Genomic DNA, 17,340 nt, shown 5'->3' on the forward strand with positions numbered 1-17,340 from the left:
TCCGGGGCGGCCGGCCGGTCGGTGCGCTCAGGCCGGGTCGACCTCGCGCAGCAGGCCCGTGCGCACGTCGAACACGAAGCCGCGCACGTTGTCGGTGTGCAGCAGGAACGGCGAGGTGCGCACGCGCTGCATGGACTGGCGCACGTCCTGGTCGACGTCGCGGAAGGCCTCCACAGCCCAGGCGGGGCGCTGGCCGACCTCCATCTCCAGGTCGTGCCGGAAGTCCTCGGTGAGGGACTCCATGCCGCAGCCCGTGTGGTGGATCAGCACGATGCTACGGGTGCCGAGCGCGCGCTGGCTGATGGTCAGGGAGCGGATCACGTCGTCGGTGACGACCCCGCCGGCGTTGCGGATCGTATGGCAGTCGCCGAGCTGGAGGCCGAGAGCCTTGTGCAGGTCGAGGCGCGCGTCCATACAGGCCACGATCGCCACCTGGAGCACGGGGCGTGCGTCCATGCCCGGGTCGGCGAACTCGGCCGCGTACCGCTGGTTGGCCTCCACCAGACGGTCGGTCACAGTGCCGCCGTCGGTTATGGCGCCTTCGGATCCAGTGGGAACTGCTGCGGAAGTCGTCATAGTCATGACGTTACTGGTCACCTGCGGTACCGGCCCGCTGTGAGAGCGGACAAAGAACGCCATGGTGGCTTGTTGTGAGCTAACCCACACGGACGGCAAAACCTCGCCGAACGGGTGAATCATTTCGTATTGCAGCTTCCGCCACGATGCGGTACGCGACGCGCAGGCCGGTTGATTGACCGCGAGACAGGGTGGACTAAAGTGACGCGAAGCGGGAGGCGCGGCTCTCCCTGCTGGTGAAACCCCTGGAGACCCCGGAGAACACCCGGACCGTCTCCCCACGTGCGCGGCGCGTACGTACGGCTCGGCCTCCTCCCGCTCCCGGCCGGCCGACGCTTCCGGCGCCGGCAGGCCTCCCCTACACGAGCTGGCGGGGACCCGGCGGTGCGTACGGCCTCGCCGGAAGATGAGAGGCCCCCTTGAGCCAGAGTCGACACGTCCCGGTGATGCTCCAGCGGTGCCTGGACCTGCTGGCCCCCGCCCTGGAGCGGCCGGGAGCGGTGGTCGTCGACTGCACCCTCGGCCTCGGCGGGCACAGCGAGGCGCTGCTGACCCGGTTCCCCGAGGCCCGGCTGATCGGCCTCGACCGGGACAAGGAGGCGCTGCGGCTGTCCGGCGAGCGCCTCGCGCCCTTCGGCGAGCGCGCCACCCTCGTGCACGCCGTCTACGACGAGCTGCCCGACGTGCTGCGCCGGCTCGGCATCGCGCGCGTGCAGGGCATCCTGTTCGACCTCGGGGTCTCCTCGATGCAGCTGGACGAGGCCGACCGCGGCTTCGCCTACGCCCAGGACGCGCCCCTGGACATGCGCATGGACCAGACGACCGGCGTCAGCGCCGCCGAGGTCCTCAACACCTACCCGGCGGGCGAACTCGTGCGCATCCTGCGCGCGTACGGCGAGGAGAAGCAGGCCAAGCGGATCGTGTCCGCGATCGTGCGCGAGCGCGAGAAGGAGCCGTTCAGCAACAGCGCCCGGCTCGTGGAGCTGATCCGGGACGCCCTGCCGCAGGCGGCCAAGCGCACCGGCGGCAACCCGGCGAAGCGCACCTTCCAGGCGCTGCGCATCGAGGTCAACGGCGAACTGTCCGTCCTGGAGCGGGCGATCCCGGCCGCGGTGAAGGCCCTCGACGTCGGCGGACGCATCGCCGTGCTGTCGTACCAGTCGCTGGAGGACCGGCTGGTGAAGCAGGTGTTCGCGGCCGGTGCCGCGTCCACCGCGCCGCCCGGGCTGCCGGTCGTGCCCGAGCGGTACCAGCCGCGGCTCAAGCTGCTCACCCGCGGTGCCGAACTTCCCACCGAGGAAGAGGTCGCCGAGAACCGCCGGGCCGCCCCGGCCAGGCTGCGCGGCGCCGAGCGCATCAGGGAGGACGCCGAGTGAGCGAGACGGGCCGGTCGGACTTCCGGACTCACCAGGGGAGTCGGTTGGATTCCCGTACCCACCAGGGAAGCCGGTCGGATTCCCGCACCCACCGGGGGAGCAGTGAGTAGGAAACCCGAACTGAGGGGGCGGGCCGCGCGGCTTGCCCGGCTCATCCCGGCCGGCCGCGCACGCGCGGCCCGCACCCCGTTCGTCCTCCTCGTCGTGCTGCTCCTCGGCGGCGGCCTCATCGGGCTGCTGGTGCTGAACTCCGCCCTCAGCGAAGGCTCGTTCAAACTCGCCGACCTGCAGAAGCGGACGAAGAGCCTCACCGACGAGGAGCAGGCTCTCCAGCGGGACATCGACGACTACTCCTCGCCCGACGCCCTCCAGCGCCGCGCCCGCGAACTCGGCATGGTCCCCGGCGGCGACCCGGCCTTCCTCGGCCCCGACGGCAGGGTCAAGGGCGTCCCCGGCGCCGCCCCCGGGTCCGCCGCCCTCACCGACCCGGTGGCGCCCGAGGCCATGACCCCGGCCGTCGCCCGCTCGGCGTCCCCCTCCGCGTCGCTCCCGGCTCCGGCCCCCTCCGCCGCGGCCCCGCAGGCAGGCCCCCAGGCCGCCCCCGCGGACCCGGAGGCGGCCGTACCACCGCCCCCCACCCCCCAGCCCGCCTCCACCCCGACCCCCGGCAGGTGACGGAAGTGTCCGACAGGCAACCGCCGCGCCGTCGTGTGCCCGGGCCGGCCAGGCCGGTACGGCCCGGGAGTGCCGTGCGGCGGCCGGCCGGGCCCGGTGCCCGGCCGGCCCGCCGCCCCGGCGGCGCGCGGCCACTCGTCCAGCAAAAGCTCCGGCTCGGCAGCCCGCGGCCCCGGCTGCGCCTGGTCAGCCTCACCCTGACCCTGGTGCTGACCGCCTTCGTCGTACGGCTGTTCCAGGTCCAGGCCGTCGACGCGAGCGAGTACGCCGCCCGCGCCGACCAGAACCGTTACGTCGTGCACACCCTGACCGCCGAGCGCGGCGGGATCACCGACCGCAACGGTGTCGCCCTGGCCGTCAGTGAGGACGCCTACGACATCACGGCCGACCCGACGATGTTCAGCGCCAGGCAGCTGAAGATCGACGACGGTCCGGAGCAGGCCGCCGCGCTGCTCGCGCCGATCCTCGGGCAGGACCAGGCCACGCTCGTGCAGAAGCTGCGGCCCGCGAACAAGAACTCCCGCTACACCCGGCTCGCCACCCGCCAGACGCCGCAGGTCTGGAAGCAGATCAAGGACCTGCGCAGCGCGCTCACCGCGAAGGCGCAGACGGACAAGCACACCGTCAACGTGCTCGCCGGTGTCTTCGCCGACCCCAGCAGTCAGCGCGTGTACCCCAACGGCGACCTCGCCGCCGGGATACTGGGCTGGGTCAACGCCGACGGCCGGGGCGCCGGCGGCATCGAGCAGGAGCTGAACAAGGAGCTGTCGGGCAAGGACGGCGAGATCCGGTACGCCCAGTCCGGCGGGCGCGAGGTGCCCACGGCGGGATCGACGCAGACCCCGGCCGTGTCCGGCGCCGACGTCGAGCTGACCATCGACCGCGACATCCAGTGGGCCGCGCAGAACGCCATCACCCAGCAGGTGAAGAAGTCCCGGGCGGACCGCGGGTACGTGGTCGTCCAGGACACCCGGACCGGGCAGATCCTGGCGATGGCCAACTCGCCCGGCTTCGACCCCAACGACCTGTCCAAGGCGGACGCCGCCGCCATGGGCAACGCGGCCCTCCAGGACGCCTACGAACCCGGCTCCACCGCCAAGGTGATGTCCATGGCGGCCGTGCTGGAGGAGAACGCGGCCACCCCGCTCACCCACGTCGTCGTACCCAACCGGCTGCACCGCGGCGACCGGCTCTTCTCCGACGACGTCGACCACGACACCTGGTACCTCACGCTGAACGGCGTCCTCGCCAAGTCCAGCAACATCGGCACCATCCTCGCCACCGGCCAGCTCGGCAGGACACAGGCCGACGCCGACAAGGTCCTCTACTCGTACCTGCGCAAGTTCGGCATCGGCAGCTACAGCGGACTCGGCTTCCCCGGCGAGACCCCGGGCATCCTCGCGCCGTACCAGAAGTGGTCCACTTCGCAGCAGTACACGATCCCTTTCGGCCAGGGCTTCTCCATCAACGCGGTGCAGGCCGCCTCGGTGTACTCGACCATCGCCAACGGCGGGGTCCGCGTCGAGCCGACCCTGGTGCGCGGTTCCAAGGGCGCCGACGGGCGCTTCACTCCCGCGGCCAAGCCCAAGGAGACCCGGGTCGTCAGCGAGAAGACGGCCCGGACGGTCGCCCAGATGCTGGAGTCCGTCGTGGACGACGAGCAGGGCACCGGCATCAAGGCCCGCATCCCGGGCTACAACGTCGCGGGCAAGACCGGTACGGCCAACCGTGTGGATCCGGCCACCGGCAAGTACCACGGCTACACGTCGTCGTTCGCCGGCTTCGCACCCGCGGACAACCCCCGCATCACCGTCTACTGCGCCATCCAGAACGCCACCTCCGGCAGCTACTACGGCGGCCAGATCTGTGGCCCCATCTACAAGCAGGTGATGGAGTTCGCCCTCAAGACCCTCCAGGTCCCGCCGACCGGAGCGCCGGCCGCCAACCTGCCCGTCGCCTACAAGCCCTGATCAGCACACCGGACCACCAGGAACGAAACCCGTGACAACGATCACCCCGGAACCCGGGAACCGCGGCGCCCCCCGCCCCTCGCTTCGCTCCGGAGCGGGTGCGCCCGGTACGCTCACCGCCGTGCCACACGCTGATCAGTCCCAAACCACCCAGAAGGGCGCTTCCGTGACATATCCGGGACCGCCGCGACCGGTCCAGGTCTCCGCCACACCCCTCGCGGAGCTGGCCGATCAGCTGGGTGCCGCCGCTCCGGACAGCTCCGCCGAGATCACGGGGATCACCCACGACTCGCGCGCCGTCCGCCCCGGCGACCTGTACGCCGCCCTCCCGGGGGCCCGCCTGCACGGCGCCGACTTCGTCACCCAGGCCGCCGGCCTCGGCGCGGCCGCCGTGCTCACCGACCCGGACGGCGCCGAGCGCGCCACGGCGACCGGGCTGCCGGTCCTCGTCGTGGCCGACCCGCGCGCGCGGATGGGCGAACTGGCGGCGACGATCTACGGCCACCCGGGCCGCGACCTGCTCCAGGTCGGCATCACCGGCACCTCCGGCAAGACCACCACGGCCTACCTCGTCGAGGGCGGCCTGCGCATCGCGAAGGCCACCGGCCTCGTCGGCACGGTCGAGATGCGCATCGGTGACGAGCGCATCAAGTCCGAGCGCACCACCCCCGAAGCCACCGACCTCCAGGCACTGTTCGCCGTCATGCGCGAACGCGGCGTCGAGGCGGTCGCCATGGAGGTCTCCAGCCACGCCCTGGTCCTCGGCCGGGTCGACGGCTGCGTCTTCGACGTCGCCGTGTTCACCAACCTCAGCCCGGAACACATGGAGTTCCACTCCGACATGGAGGACTACTTCCGGGCCAAGGCGCAGCTGTTCACGCCGGAACGCAGCAGACTCGGTGTGATCAACGCCGACGACGAGTACGGCCGCCGGCTGGCGAAGGAGGCCACCGTCCCGGTCGTGACCTTCTCCGCCGAGGGCCACCCCGACGCCGACTGGCGCGCCGAGGACGTCCAGGTCGGCCCTATGGACTCGACGTTCACCGTCGTCGGTCCGAACGGCGAACGCGTCCACGCCCGCTCGCCCATCGCCGGCCCCTTCAACGTGGCGAACACCCTCGCCGCCGTCGTGTCCCTCGCCGCCGCCGGTCTCGACCCGCAGACCGCCGCCGACGGCATCGCCGCCGTACCGGGCGTCCCCGGCCGCCTGGAGCGCGTGGACGCCGGGCAGCCCTACCTCGCGGTCGTCGACTACGCCCACAAGACCGACGCGGTCGAGTCCGTACTCAAGGCGCTGCGCAAGGTCACCAAGGGCCGCCTGCACGTCGTCCTCGGCTGCGGCGGCGACCGCGACCGGACCAAGCGCGGCCCGATGGGCGCCGCCGCGGCCCGGCTCTCCGACACCGCCGTACTGACCTCCGACAATCCCCGCTCCGAGGACCCGCTCGCGATCCTCGCGGCCATGCTCCAGGGCGCGGCCGCCGTGCCCGCGCACGAGCGCGGCGAGGTGCTCCTCTTCGAGGACCGGGCCGCCGCGATCGCCGCCGCCGTGGGCCGCGCCGCGCCCGGCGACACCGTGCTGGTCGCGGGCAAGGGCCACGAGCAGGGCCAGGACATCGCCGGCGTGGTCCGTCCCTTCGACGACCGCCAGGTGCTCCGCGAAGCCATCCAGAAGACCCAGGGATGAAAATCCAGAAGACCCAGGGGATGAACTTGTGATCGCCCTCTCCCTCGCCGAGATCGCAGCAGTCGTCGGCGGGCAGACGCACGACATACCGGATCCGTCCGTCCAGGTCACGGGCCCGGTGGTCCGGGACTCCCGCGAGGTGGTGCCCGGCAGCCTGTTCGCCGCCTTCGTCGGCGAGCGCGTGGACGGCCACGACTTCGCACCGCAGGTGATCGAGGCGGGCGCGGTCGCCGTACTGGCGTCGCGCCCCGTCGGCCTGCCCGCGATCGTGGTCGAGGACGTGCAGACCGCCCTCGGCGCCCTCGCCCGGCACGTCGTACGCCGGCTCGGCGCGACCCTCGTCGCCCTGACCGGCTCGGCCGGCAAGACCAGCACCAAGGACCTGATCGCGCAGGTGCTCCGGCACAAGGCGCCGACCGTGTTCACGCCCGGCTCGCTCAACAACGAGATCGGGCTGCCGCTGACCGCCCTGTCGGCCACCGAGGAGACGCAGTTCCTCGTGCTGGAGATGGGTGCCCGCGGCCTCGGGCACATCCGCTACCTCGCCGGCCTCACCCCGCCGAAGATCGGCCTGGTCCTGAACGTCGGCACCGCCCACATCGGCGAGTTCGGCGGGCGCGAGCAGATCGCCGAGGCCAAGGGCGAACTCGTCGAGGGCCTGCCCCCGGCCGAGGACGGCGGCGCCGCGATCCTCAACGCCGACGACCCGCTGGTCCGCGCCATGGCCTCCCGTACCAAGGCGAAGGTGGTCCTTTTCGGAGAGTCGGCCGAAGCGGACGTACGCGCCGAGAACGTGCGACTCACGGACAGCGGACAGCCCTCGTTCAGGCTTCACACACCCTCCGGTGCAAGCGATGTGACCATGCGCCTGTACGGTGAGCACCACGTGTCGAACGCGCTCGCCGCGGCCGCCGTCGCCCATGAGCTGGGCATGTCCGCAGCTGAGATCGCCACCGCGCTCTCCGAGGCGGGCACCCTCTCCCGCTGGCGCATGGAGGTCACCGAGCGCCCGGACGGCGTGACCATCGTCAACGACGCCTACAACGCCAACCCCGAGTCCATGCGGGCCGCCCTGAGGGCGCTCGCGGCCATGGGCAAGGGACGGCGGACGTGGGCGGTGCTCGGCAAGATGGCCGAGCTGGGGGACGAGGCGCTCGCCGAGCACGACGCCGTCGGACGGCTCGCCGTCCGGCTCAACGTCAGCAAGCTCGTCGCCGTCGGGGGGATTGAGGCCTCCTGGCTGCAACTGGGCGCATATAACGAGGGTTCGTGGGGTGAGGAGTCGGTGCACGTGTCCGACGCACAGGCGGCGATCGACCTGTTGCGCAGCGAGTTGCGCCCGGGCGACGTCGTGCTCGTGAAGGCGTCCCGTTCGGTGGGGCTGGAGAGCGTTGCCCAGGCGCTGTCCGAGGCCGGTGCCGAGGGTGAGGTCGCCGCCCGATGATGAAGCAGATCCTGTTCTCAGGAGTCATTGGTCTGTTCCTGACGCTGATCGGCACCCCGCTGCTGATCAAGCTCCTCGCGCGCAAGGGGTACGGCCAGTACATCCGTGACGACGGACCGCGCGAGCACGCCAGCAAGCGCGGTACGCCGACCATGGGCGGTATCGCGTTCATCCTGGCGACGATCGCCGCGTACTTCCTGAGCAAGCTCATCACCGGTTACCCGCCCACCTACTCCGGCCTGCTGGTGCTCGGCCTGATGTCCGGCATGGGCCTGGTCGGCTTCCTCGACGACTACATCAAGATCGTCAAGCGGCGTTCGCTGGGTCTGCGGGCCAAGGCGAAGATGGCCGGCCAGCTGATCGTCGGCATCTCCTTCGCGGTGCTCTCACTGCAGTTCGCCGACGCGCGCGGCAACACCCCGGCCTCCACCAAGCTCTCCTTCATCGCGGACTTCGGCTGGACGATCGGCCCGGTGCTGTTCGTCGTCTGGGCGCTGTTCATGATCCTCGCGATGTCGAACGGCGTGAACCTCACCGACGGTCTGGACGGCCTCGCCACCGGCGCCTCCGTGCTCGTCTTCGGCGCCTACACCTTCATCGGGGTCTGGCAGTTCCAGGAGTCCTGCGCCAACACGCAGACCCTGACCAACCCGGCCGCCTGCTACGAGGTCCGCGACCCGCTCGACCTCGCGGTGATCGCCTCCGCTCTGATGGGCGCCTGCCTGGGCTTCCTGTGGTGGAACACCTCGCCGGCGAAGATCTTCATGGGCGACACCGGCTCGCTCGCCCTCGGCGGTGTCCTGACCGGTCTGGCCATCCTCTCCCGCACGGAGCTGCTGGTGGCCATCATGGGCGGCCTGTTCGTCCTCATCACCATGTCGGTCGTCATCCAGGTCGGCTCCTTCCGGCTCACCGGCAAGCGCGTGTTCCGGATGGCGCCACTCCAGCACCACTTCGAACTCAAGGGCTGGTCCGAAGTCCTGGTGGTGGTCCGATTCTGGATCATCCAGGGCATCTGTGTGATCGTCGGACTGGGCCTCTTCTATGCGGGATGGGCAGCGGACAAGTGACCTCCACCTCGGAGCCCTTCGACTTCCAGGGCACCCACGTCACCGTCGCCGGACTCGGTGTGTCCGGCGTCCCGGCGGCCAAGGTGCTGCACGCGTGCGGGGCGATCGTCACGGTCGTCAACGACGGCGACGACGCACGCGCGCGTGAGCAGGCCGCCGAACTGGAGGCGCTCGGCATCACCGTGCGCCTCGGCGACGGGGCGACCCTGCCGGAGGGCACCGAGCTGATCGTCACCACGCCCGGCTGGAAGCCGGACAAGCCGCTGTTCCTGGCGGCCGAGCAGGCGGGGGTGCCCGTCTGGGGCGACGTCGAACTGGCCTGGCGCCTGCGCGGCCGGGACGGTAGAAAGGCAGCCCCCTGGCTGGCCGTCACGGGCACCAACGGCAAGACCACCACCGTCCGCATGCTCGCCTCCATCCTCACCGCGGCCGGCCTGCGCACGGCCGCCGTCGGCAACATCGGCGTCTCCCTGCTGGACGTCGTCCTCGGCGAGGAGACGTACGACGTCCTCGCCGTCGAGCTGTCCAGCTACCAGCTGCACTGGTCGCCCTCCCTGCGCGCCGATTCCGCCGTCGTGCTGAACCTCGCGCCCGACCACCTCGACTGGCACGGCTCCATGGAGGAGTACGCGCGCGACAAGGGCCGGATCTACGAGGGCAATCGGGTCGCCTGCGTCTACAACGTCGAGGACAGGGCCACCGAGGACCTGGTCCGCGAGGCCGATGTCGAGGAGGGCTGCCGGGCCGTCGGGTTCACCCTCGGCGCCCCCGCGCCCTCCCAACTCGGCGTCGTGGAGGGCCTCCTGGTCGACCGCGCCTTCGTCGAGAACCGGCAGAAGAACGCGCAGGAGCTGGCCGAGGTCGCCGACGTGAACCCGCCGGCCCCGCACAACATCGCCAACGCCCTTGCCGCGGCGGCCCTCGCGCGCGCCTTCGGGGTGCCCGCCTCCGCCGTCCGCGACGGTCTGCGCGCCTTCCGCCCCGACGCCCACCGCATCGAGCACGTCGCCGACCTCGACGGGGTCGCGTACGTGGACGACTCCAAGGCGACCAACACGCATGCCGCCGAAGCCTCGTTGGCGGCATATGAACCGATCGTATGGATTGCGGGCGGTCTGGCGAAGGGCGCGACCTTCGACGAGCTGGTCGCCAACTCCGCCAAGCGGCTGCGTGCCGTCGTCCTCATCGGCGCCGACCGTGCGCTGATCCGTGACGCCCTCGCGCGACACGCGCCGGAAGTACCCGTGGTCGACCTCGACCGGACCGACACTGGGGCGATGCTCCAGGCGGTGACGGAAGCGAAGCGGCTTGCCCGGCCCGGCGACACGGTGCTCCTTGCCCCGGCCTGCGCCTCCATGGACATGTTCACCAACTACAACCAGCGCGGTGACGCGTTCGCGGCAGCGGTCCGCGAACTCGGAGCCTGACCCCGGCGCCGCCCGCCGGGCGGATCTTGGGAGGGACGCGTGGGACGGCTGACGCTACAGGGGCCTGTGGAACGGCCGAGGTCCAGGGGAGGCGCCGATGCCCGGTAGCAGTACCGGCAGGCCGCCCGTGCAACGGGCGCCCCGCCGTCCCGCCGTCTCCCGGCCGGCGCGCGAGAACCCGTTCCAGCGGTTCTGCACACGCGCGCGCAAGGCCTGGGACCGCCCGCTGACCGCCTACTACCTGATCTTCGGCGGCAGTCTGCTGATCATCGTGCTCGGCCTGGTCATGGTCTACTCGGCCTCCCAGATCACCGCGCTCCAGCTGTCGCTGCCGGGGTCGTACTTCTTCCGCAAGCAGTTCCTCGCCGCGATCATCGGCGGCGTCCTGATGTTCGTGGCCTCCCGGATGCCGGTGAAGCTGCACCGGGCGTTGGCGTACCCGATCCTCGCCGGTGCCGTCTTCCTGATGGCCCTGGTGCAGGTGCCGGGGATAGGGATGGCGGTCAACGGCAACCAGAACTGGATCTCCCTGGGCGGCTCCTTCCAGATCCAGCCCAGCGAGTTCGGCAAGCTCGCCCTGGTGCTGTGGGGCGCCGACCTGATCGCGCGCAAACAGGACAAGAAGCTGCTGACCCAGTGGAAACACATGCTGGTGCCGCTGGTGCCGGTCACGTTCATGCTGCTCGGGCTGATCATGCTCGGCGGCGACATGGGTACGACGATCATCCTGACGGCGATCCTGTTCGGGCTGCTGTGGCTCGCGGGGGCGCCGACCCGGCTGTTCTCCGGTGTGCTGGGCGTCGCCGCCGTCCTCGCCATCATCGCCATCCAGACCAGCCCGCACCGCCTCGCCCGCCTCAAGTGCATCGCCGCCACCGACCCCGGCCCGAACGACATGTGCTGGCAGGGCGCGCACGGCATCTACGCCCTCGCCTCTGGCGGACTCTTCGGATCGGGCCTCGGCGCGAGTGTGGAAAAATGGGGCCAACTTCCGGAAGCGCACACCGACTTCATCTTCGCGGTCACCGGTGAGGAACTGGGCCTCGCGGGGACACTGTCGGTGCTCGCCCTGTTCGCGGCTCTAGGCTATGCGGGTATCCGCGTGGCCGGACGCACGGAGGACCCCTTCGTGAGGTACGCCGCGGGAGGCGTGACCACCTGGATCACCGCCCAGGCGGTGATCAACATGGGTGCGGTGCTCGGCCTGCTGCCGATCGCCGGTGTCCCTCTCCCGCTGTTCTCCTACGGAGGGTCCGCGCTGCTGCCGACCATGTTCGCCATCGGGCTGCTGATCGCCTTCGCACGCGACGAGCCCGCTGCGCGGGCGGCGCTTGCGATGCGGCAACCTCGCTTTGGTAGAAAGCGGGGAGCCGGGGGCTCCGGGTCCGGTCGGAGTCCCCGGAGATGGAACACGATGCGACGGCGTGCCCCACGGGCGCGTCCGTCCGGAGAGCGGTGAATTTCGGTGCATGTCGTACTCGCCGGTGGGGGGACCGCCGGCCACATCGAGCCCGCGCTCGCCCTCGCGGACGCCCTGCGCAGGCAGGACCCGACCGTGGGGATCACGGCCCTGGGCACGGAGCGCGGCCTGGAGACCCGGCTCGTCCCGGAGCGCGGCTATGAGCTGGCGCTGATCCCGGCGGTGCCGCTGCCCCGCAAGCCCACGCCCGAGCTGATCACCGTCCCGGGCCGGCTGCGCGGCACGATCAAGGCCGCCGAGCAGGTCCTGGAGCGCACCAAGGCCGACTGCGTGGTCGGCTTCGGCGGTTATGTCGCGCTGCCCGGCTACCTCGCGGCCAAGCGCCTCGGTGTGCCCATCGTGATCCACGAGGCCAACGCCCGCCCGGGCCTGGCCAACAAGATCGGCTCGCGGTACGCGGCGCGGGTCGCCGTCTCCACGCCGGACAGCAAGCTGCGTGACGCCCGGTACATCGGCATCCCGCTGCGCCGCTCCATCGCCACCCTGGACCGCGCCGCGGCCCGCCCCGAGGCCCGCCACATGTTCGGCCTCGACCCGAACCTGCCGACGCTGCTCGTCACCGGCGGCTCGCAGGGCGCCCGCCGCCTCAACGAGGTCGTCCAGCAGGTCGCGCCCTGGCTCCAGCAGGCCGGCATCCAGATCCTGCACGCGGTCGGCCCGAAGAACGAACTGCCGCAGGTGCACCAGATGCCGGGGATGCCCCCCTACATCCCGGTAAGTTACCTGGACCGGATGGACCTCGCGTACGCCGCGGCCGACATGATGCTCTGCCGCGCGGGCGCGATGACCGTCGCCGAACTCTCCGCCGTCGGACTCCCGGCCGCCTACGTCCCGCTGCCCATCGGCAACGGCGAACAGCGGCTCAACGCCCAGCCGGTGGTGAAGGCCGGCGGCGGACTCCTCGTCGACGACGCGGAGCTGACGCCCGAGTGGGTACAGCAGAACGTCCTGCCCGTACTCGCCGATCCGCACCGGCTGTACGAGATGTCCCGCGCGGCAAGCGAGTTCGGCCGCCGGGACGCCGACGAGCTGCTCGTCGGCATGGTGTACGAGGCGATCGCCTCGCGCCGTTAGGACCGTATGACGAAAGGGCAGTGAGGGTGGCCGGACCGACTACCGCCGAGCGCGGAAAACGCCAACAGGAGTCGTCCGGCCCGCCGTCCGCCCGGCGCCTCAGAAGACGGCGCCTTCGTACGATCGTCATCCTGGCCGTGGTCGCCCTTCTCCTCGGCGGCGGTGGCACCTGGGTGTTGTACGGCTCCGCCTGGCTGCGCGTCGAGCACGTCTCGGTGTCCGGCACCCGGGTGCTGACCCCCGCCGAGGTGCGCGAGGTGGCGGCCGTGCCGGTCGGGGCACCGATGATTTCCGTCGACACCCACGGCATCGAAGCGCGACTTCGCCAGAAATTGCCCCGAATTGACACCGTTGACGTGGTCCGCGCCTGGCCCCACGGAATCGGTCTGAAAGTGATCGAGCGCACTCCCGTACTGCTCCTGCGCGACGGTGGGAACGTCGTCGAAGTCGACGGCAAAGGTGTCCGTTTCGCCACGGTTTCCCAGGCCCCGAAAAACATTCCGGCCCTGGAACTCTCCGTCTCCCGCACGGGTTCCGCGGCCGCGAGCCTGCGGCGCTTCGGCGTCGACCGGCTCGTGCGCGAGGCGGTGCGGGTCGCCGGTGACCTGCCGTCCTCCGTGGCCAGGGGCGCCCGGGCGCTCCAAGTCCGTTCCTATGACGACATCTCGCTGACGCTCGGCGACGGCCGCACGGTGGCATGGGGGAGCAGCGAGAGCGGCGGCGCCAAGGCGCGGGCCCTCACGGCTCTCATGAAAGCAGCTCCCCGCGCCCGGCACTTCGATGTCAGCGTTCCCACCGCCCCTGCGTCATCGGGGAGTTGACGCACATCAGCGCAGGCCAGCACCCTGGTTGGGCACTGCTATGGCTGATCACATAGGGTGAAAAGAAAAACGGGAGGTTCGGCGTGTTCGTTGAACGGGCGCCACTTGTCGACTTAGTGTCCTGTTCAGAAGACTTCAAGGAACAGACACACTGGTAACCCTAAACTTCAGGGTTAGGGTTCGGGTCGGCGCTACGGACCGTCCCATTCGGCATCTGCCGTCCCGGCGCGGGGCACCGCACGGCGACGGCAACGTAATTCGAGGCGAGAGGCCTTCGACGTGGCAGCACCGCAGAACTACCTCGCAGTCATCAAGGTCATCGGTGTCGGCGGCGGTGGTGTCAATGCCATCAACCGGATGATCGAGGTCGGTCTCAAGGGCGTCGAGTTCATCGCCATCAACACCGACGCACAGGCGCTGTTGATGAGCGACGCCGATGTCAAGCTCGACGTCGGCCGCGAACTCACCCGCGGACTCGGCGCCGGCGCCAACCCGGCAGTCGGCCGCAAGGCCGCCGAGGACCACCGCGAGGAGATCGAGGAGGTCCTCAAGGGGGCCGACATGGTCTTCGTGACGGCCGGTGAAGGCGGCGGCACGGGCACCGGCGGCGCGCCCGTCGTGGCCAACATCGCGCGCTCGCTCGGCGCCCTCACCATCGGCGTGGTCACGCGGCCGTTCACCTTCGAGGGACGGCGCCGCGCGAACCAGGCGGAGGACGGCATCGCCGAACTTCGCGAAGAGGTCGACACCCTCATCGTCATCCCCAACGACCGGCTGCTGTCCATCTCGGACCGCCAGGTCTCGGTCCTGGACGCGTTCAAGTCCGCCGACCAGGTCCTGCTCTCCGGTGTCCAGGGCATCACCGACCTCATCACCACCCCCGGTCTGATCAACCTCGACTTCGCCGACGTGAAGTCGGTCATGTCCGAGGCCGGTTCGGCCCTCATGGGCATCGGTTCGGCCCGCGGCGACGACCGCGCGGTGGCCGCCGCCGAGATGGCGATCTCCTCGCCGCTGCTGGAGGCGTCCATCGACGGCGCCCGCGGCGTCCTGCTCTCCATTTCCGGCGGCTCCGACCTCGGCCTGTTCGAGATCAACGAGGCCGCCCAGCTGGTCAGCGAGGCCGCCCACCCCGAGGCCAACATCATCTTCGGTGCCGTCATCGACGACGCCCTCGGTGACGAGGTCCGGGTCACCGTGATCGCGGCCGGCTTCGACGGCGGCCAGCCGCCGGCCCGCCGGGACAACGTCATCGGCTCGGCCTCGGCCTCGGTGCCGGCCCGCCGCGAAGACCCTGCTCCGGTACGGCAGTCCGAGCCCAGCCGGCCGACCTTCGGCTCGCTCGGCAGCGTGACGCCGAAGGAGGAGCCGGAGCCCGCGCCCGAGCCGGTGGCAGACATCCCGGTCGCCCCGCCGGTGCCGCCGTCGCGGACCTACTCGGACAGCGCCGCCGAGGAGCTGGACGTCCCGGACTTCCTGAAGTGATAGGACAGCGCGAGAGCGTGAGCGGCGCGCACTTCGCCTTCACCGACCGGTGGGGCGGGGTGAGCGCCGCTCCGTATGAGGAGCTCAACCTCGGCGGCGCCGTCGGCGACACGCCGGAGTCGGTCCTGACCAACCGGGAACTGGCCGCCAAGTCGCTCGGCCTCCCGGCCGATCGGGTCGTCTGGATGCACCAGGTGCACAGCGCCGACGTGGCCGTCGTGGACGAGCCCTGGGGCGAGCGCCCGGCGCCCGAGGTCGACGCCATCGTCACCGCCCGCCGTGGGCTCGCCCTCGCCGTGCTCACCGCCGACTGCGTGCCGGTGCTGCTGGCCGACCCCGTCGCCGGGATCGCCGCCGCGGCGCACGCGGGCCGGCCGGGCATGGTCGGGGGAGTCGTCCCCGCCGCCGTACGGGCCATGGTCGAACTCGGCGCCGAGCCGGGCCGGATCCTCGCCCGCACCGGACCCGCCGTGTGCGGCCGGTGCTACGAGGTGCCGGAGGCGATGCGCGCCGAGGTGGCCGCCGTCGAGCCGGCGGCGCGCGCCGAGACGAGCTGGGGCACGCCGGCGGTCGACGTGAGCGCCGGGGTGCACGCGCAGCTCGACCGGCTCGGGGTGCGCGACCGGGCGCAGTCACCGGCGTGCACGCTTGAGTCGCAGGACCACTTCTCGTACCGCCGCGACCGCACCACCGGGCGCCTCGCGAGCTATGTCTGGCTGGACTGATGGGGCATGACGGACCGTAAGACCGAACTCGCCGCAAACCTGGCGAAGGTGGAGGAGCGCATCACCGCCGCGTGTGCGGCGGCCGGGCGCGAGCGGGAGGAGGTGACCCTCGTCGTGGTCACCAAGACCTACCCGGCGAGCGATGTGCGGATCCTGTCGGAACTCGGTGTGCGTCACGTCGCCGAGAACCGCGACCAGGACGCGGCACCGAAGGCGGCCGCCTGTGCGGATCTGCCTCTTAAGTGGCATTTTGTCGGTCAACTACAGACCAACAAGGTGCGTTCCGTGGTCGGTTACGCCGATGTCGTGCAGTCCGTGGACCGTTCCCGGCTCGTCACGGCGCTGTCGAAGGAGGCGGTGCGGGTGGGGCGCGAGGTGGGGTGCCTGATCCAGGTCGCGCTCGACGCGGGGGCCAGTGGCCGGGGCGAGCGCGGTGGCGTCGGCCCGGACGGAATCGAAGAGTTGGCCGACCTCGTCGCGGACGCGCCCGGACTGCGGCTCGACGGTCTGATGACCGTCGCCCCGCTCACCGGGGAGTACGCGGGACGCGAACAGGCGGCGTTCGGGCGGCTCATGGATTTGTCGACCGACCTGCGCCGGACGCATCCGGCTGCAACCATGGTGTCGGCAGGGATGAGTGCGGACCTCGAACAGGCCGTGGCCGCCGGGGCGACACATGTGCGCGTCGGCACTGCGGTACTCGGAGTCCGCCCCAGGCTCGGGTAACGTCGCCAGGAAGTCGGACCACAGCAGAAAATATGGTCAATGCCTGCGAAGGCGGGCACAACGACCACGTGGATCGCGGGCACTTGGCAGTAGTCAGTCGATCCACCACAGAGCGGAGGACTCAGAGCATGGCCGGCGCGATGCGCAAGATGGCGGTCTACCTCGGCCTCGTGGAGGACGATGGGTACGACGGCCGCGGATTCGACCCCGACGACGACTTCGAGCCCGAGTTGGACCCGGAGCCGGAGCGGGACCACCGACGGCACGAACCGTCACACCAGTCGCACAGCGCACATCAGTCCCAAAGGGACGAAGAGGTGCGAATTGTCCAACCGCCCGCGCCCCGCGAGCCGGTGGCCCGTTCGACTTCGCTCGCCGCGGAATCAGGACGTCCGGCGCGCATCGCGCCCGTGGCATCCATCACACAAGAACGTCAGTCCCTGGAGAAGAACGCACCGGTGATCATGCCCAAGGTCGTGTCGGAACGAGAGCCGTACCGGATCACCACACTTCACCCGCGGACCTACAACGAGGCCCGTACCATCGGGGAACACTTCCGTGAAGGCACCCCGGTGATCATGAATCTGACTGAGATGGACGACACAGACGCCAAGCGACTTGTCGACTTTGCGGCCGGATTGGTGTTTGGTCTTCACGGCAGCATCGAGCGGGTGACGCAGAAGGTGTTCCTGTTGTCTCCTGCTAACGTCGATGTCACGGCGGAGGACAAGGCCCGCATCGCAGAGGGCGGGTTCTTCAACCAGAGCTGAGACGCACGACCGATCGACATTCGGAAGAGCACGG

15 protein-coding genes are annotated in these 17,340 nt (G+C 70.7%); 14 read left to right on the plus strand and 1 reads right to left on the minus strand.

Annotation, left to right across the window (positions count from 1 at the left end; translation table 11 throughout):
• Positions 1-27: 27 nt before the first annotated feature.
• Positions 28-576, minus strand: a complete 549-nt coding sequence (locus tag ACZ4MF_RS02040) for a beta-class carbonic anhydrase (protein WP_467488906.1) — start codon at positions 574-576, stop codon at positions 28-30.
• 419 nt (positions 577-995) lie between these two features.
• Here ACZ4MF_RS02040 and rsmH point away from each other — a divergent pair, with 419 nt between their 5' ends.
• From rsmH to ACZ4MF_RS02110, 14 genes are all read left to right on the plus strand, one after another.
• Positions 996-1,952: a 16S rRNA (cytosine(1402)-N(4))-methyltransferase RsmH gene (gene rsmH / locus ACZ4MF_RS02045; protein ID WP_362820587.1), complete on the plus strand. Its 957-nt coding sequence runs from the start codon at positions 996-998 to the stop codon at positions 1,950-1,952.
• 102 nt (positions 1,953-2,054) lie between these two features.
• Positions 2,055-2,627 carry a cell division protein FtsL gene (gene ftsL, locus ACZ4MF_RS02050; RefSeq protein WP_467488909.1) on the plus strand — a complete coding sequence of 191 codons (573 nt, stop codon included), beginning with the start codon at positions 2,055-2,057 and terminating at the stop codon, positions 2,625-2,627.
• Positions 2,628-2,632: 5 nt separating this feature from the next.
• Entirely contained in the window at positions 2,633-4,597 is a 1,965-nt protein-coding gene (locus ACZ4MF_RS02055; protein WP_467488911.1) for a peptidoglycan D,D-transpeptidase FtsI family protein, read from the plus strand.
• Positions 4,598-4,763: 166 nt separating this feature from the next.
• A complete protein-coding gene (locus tag ACZ4MF_RS02060; RefSeq protein WP_467488913.1) occupies positions 4,764-6,284 on the plus strand; it encodes a UDP-N-acetylmuramoyl-L-alanyl-D-glutamate--2,6-diaminopimelate ligase in 1,521 nt (506 codons plus the stop codon).
• Positions 6,285-6,312: 28 nt separating this feature from the next.
• On the plus strand, positions 6,313-7,728 hold the full coding sequence (locus ACZ4MF_RS02065; RefSeq protein ID WP_356021005.1) for a UDP-N-acetylmuramoyl-tripeptide--D-alanyl-D-alanine ligase: 1,416 nt from the start codon (positions 6,313-6,315) through the stop codon (positions 7,726-7,728).
• Positions 7,725-8,798: a phospho-N-acetylmuramoyl-pentapeptide-transferase gene (gene mraY / locus ACZ4MF_RS02070; RefSeq protein WP_467488915.1), complete on the plus strand. Its 1,074-nt coding sequence runs from the start codon at positions 7,725-7,727 to the stop codon at positions 8,796-8,798. The genes ACZ4MF_RS02065 and mraY overlap by 4 nt, the downstream gene beginning before the upstream one ends.
• The gene (murD, locus tag ACZ4MF_RS02075) at positions 8,780-10,225 is read left to right on the plus strand and encodes a UDP-N-acetylmuramoyl-L-alanine--D-glutamate ligase (RefSeq protein WP_467488917.1); all 1,446 of its coding nucleotides are present in this window, start codon (positions 8,780-8,782) and stop codon (positions 10,223-10,225) included. The genes mraY and murD overlap by 19 nt, the downstream gene beginning before the upstream one ends.
• A gap of 97 nt (positions 10,226-10,322) precedes the next feature.
• Positions 10,323-11,684: a putative lipid II flippase FtsW gene (gene ftsW / locus ACZ4MF_RS02080; RefSeq protein WP_467488919.1), complete on the plus strand. Its 1,362-nt coding sequence runs from the start codon at positions 10,323-10,325 to the stop codon at positions 11,682-11,684.
• A 6-nt stretch (positions 11,685-11,690) separates the two neighbouring features.
• Positions 11,691-12,779 (plus strand): undecaprenyldiphospho-muramoylpentapeptide beta-N-acetylglucosaminyltransferase, encoded by a 1,089-nt coding sequence (gene murG / locus ACZ4MF_RS02085; protein WP_071375415.1) that lies wholly within the window; start codon positions 11,691-11,693, stop codon positions 12,777-12,779.
• Between the two features lie 26 nt (positions 12,780-12,805).
• Positions 12,806-13,600 carry a cell division protein FtsQ/DivIB gene (locus ACZ4MF_RS02090; protein WP_467488921.1) on the plus strand — a complete coding sequence of 265 codons (795 nt, stop codon included), beginning with the start codon at positions 12,806-12,808 and terminating at the stop codon, positions 13,598-13,600.
• A 279-nt stretch (positions 13,601-13,879) separates the two neighbouring features.
• Positions 13,880-15,085, plus strand: coding sequence for a cell division protein FtsZ (gene ftsZ / locus ACZ4MF_RS02095; protein ID WP_362820592.1), 1,206 nt, complete (start codon positions 13,880-13,882; stop codon positions 15,083-15,085).
• Complete coding sequence (gene pgeF, locus ACZ4MF_RS02100) at positions 15,082-15,810, plus strand: peptidoglycan editing factor PgeF (RefSeq protein WP_467488924.1); 729 nt, start codon at positions 15,082-15,084, stop codon at positions 15,808-15,810. Before ftsZ ends, pgeF begins: the two co-directional genes overlap by 4 nt.
• Before the next feature lie 6 nt (positions 15,811-15,816).
• A complete protein-coding gene (locus ACZ4MF_RS02105; RefSeq protein WP_467488926.1) occupies positions 15,817-16,536 on the plus strand; it encodes a YggS family pyridoxal phosphate-dependent enzyme in 720 nt (239 codons plus the stop codon).
• Between the two features lie 128 nt (positions 16,537-16,664).
• Positions 16,665-17,306, plus strand: coding sequence for a cell division protein SepF (locus ACZ4MF_RS02110; protein WP_071375419.1), 642 nt, complete (start codon positions 16,665-16,667; stop codon positions 17,304-17,306).
• The last annotated feature ends 34 nt before the right edge of the window (positions 17,307-17,340 follow it).

The organism is Streptomyces sp. NPDC025793 (assembly GCF_055558375.1).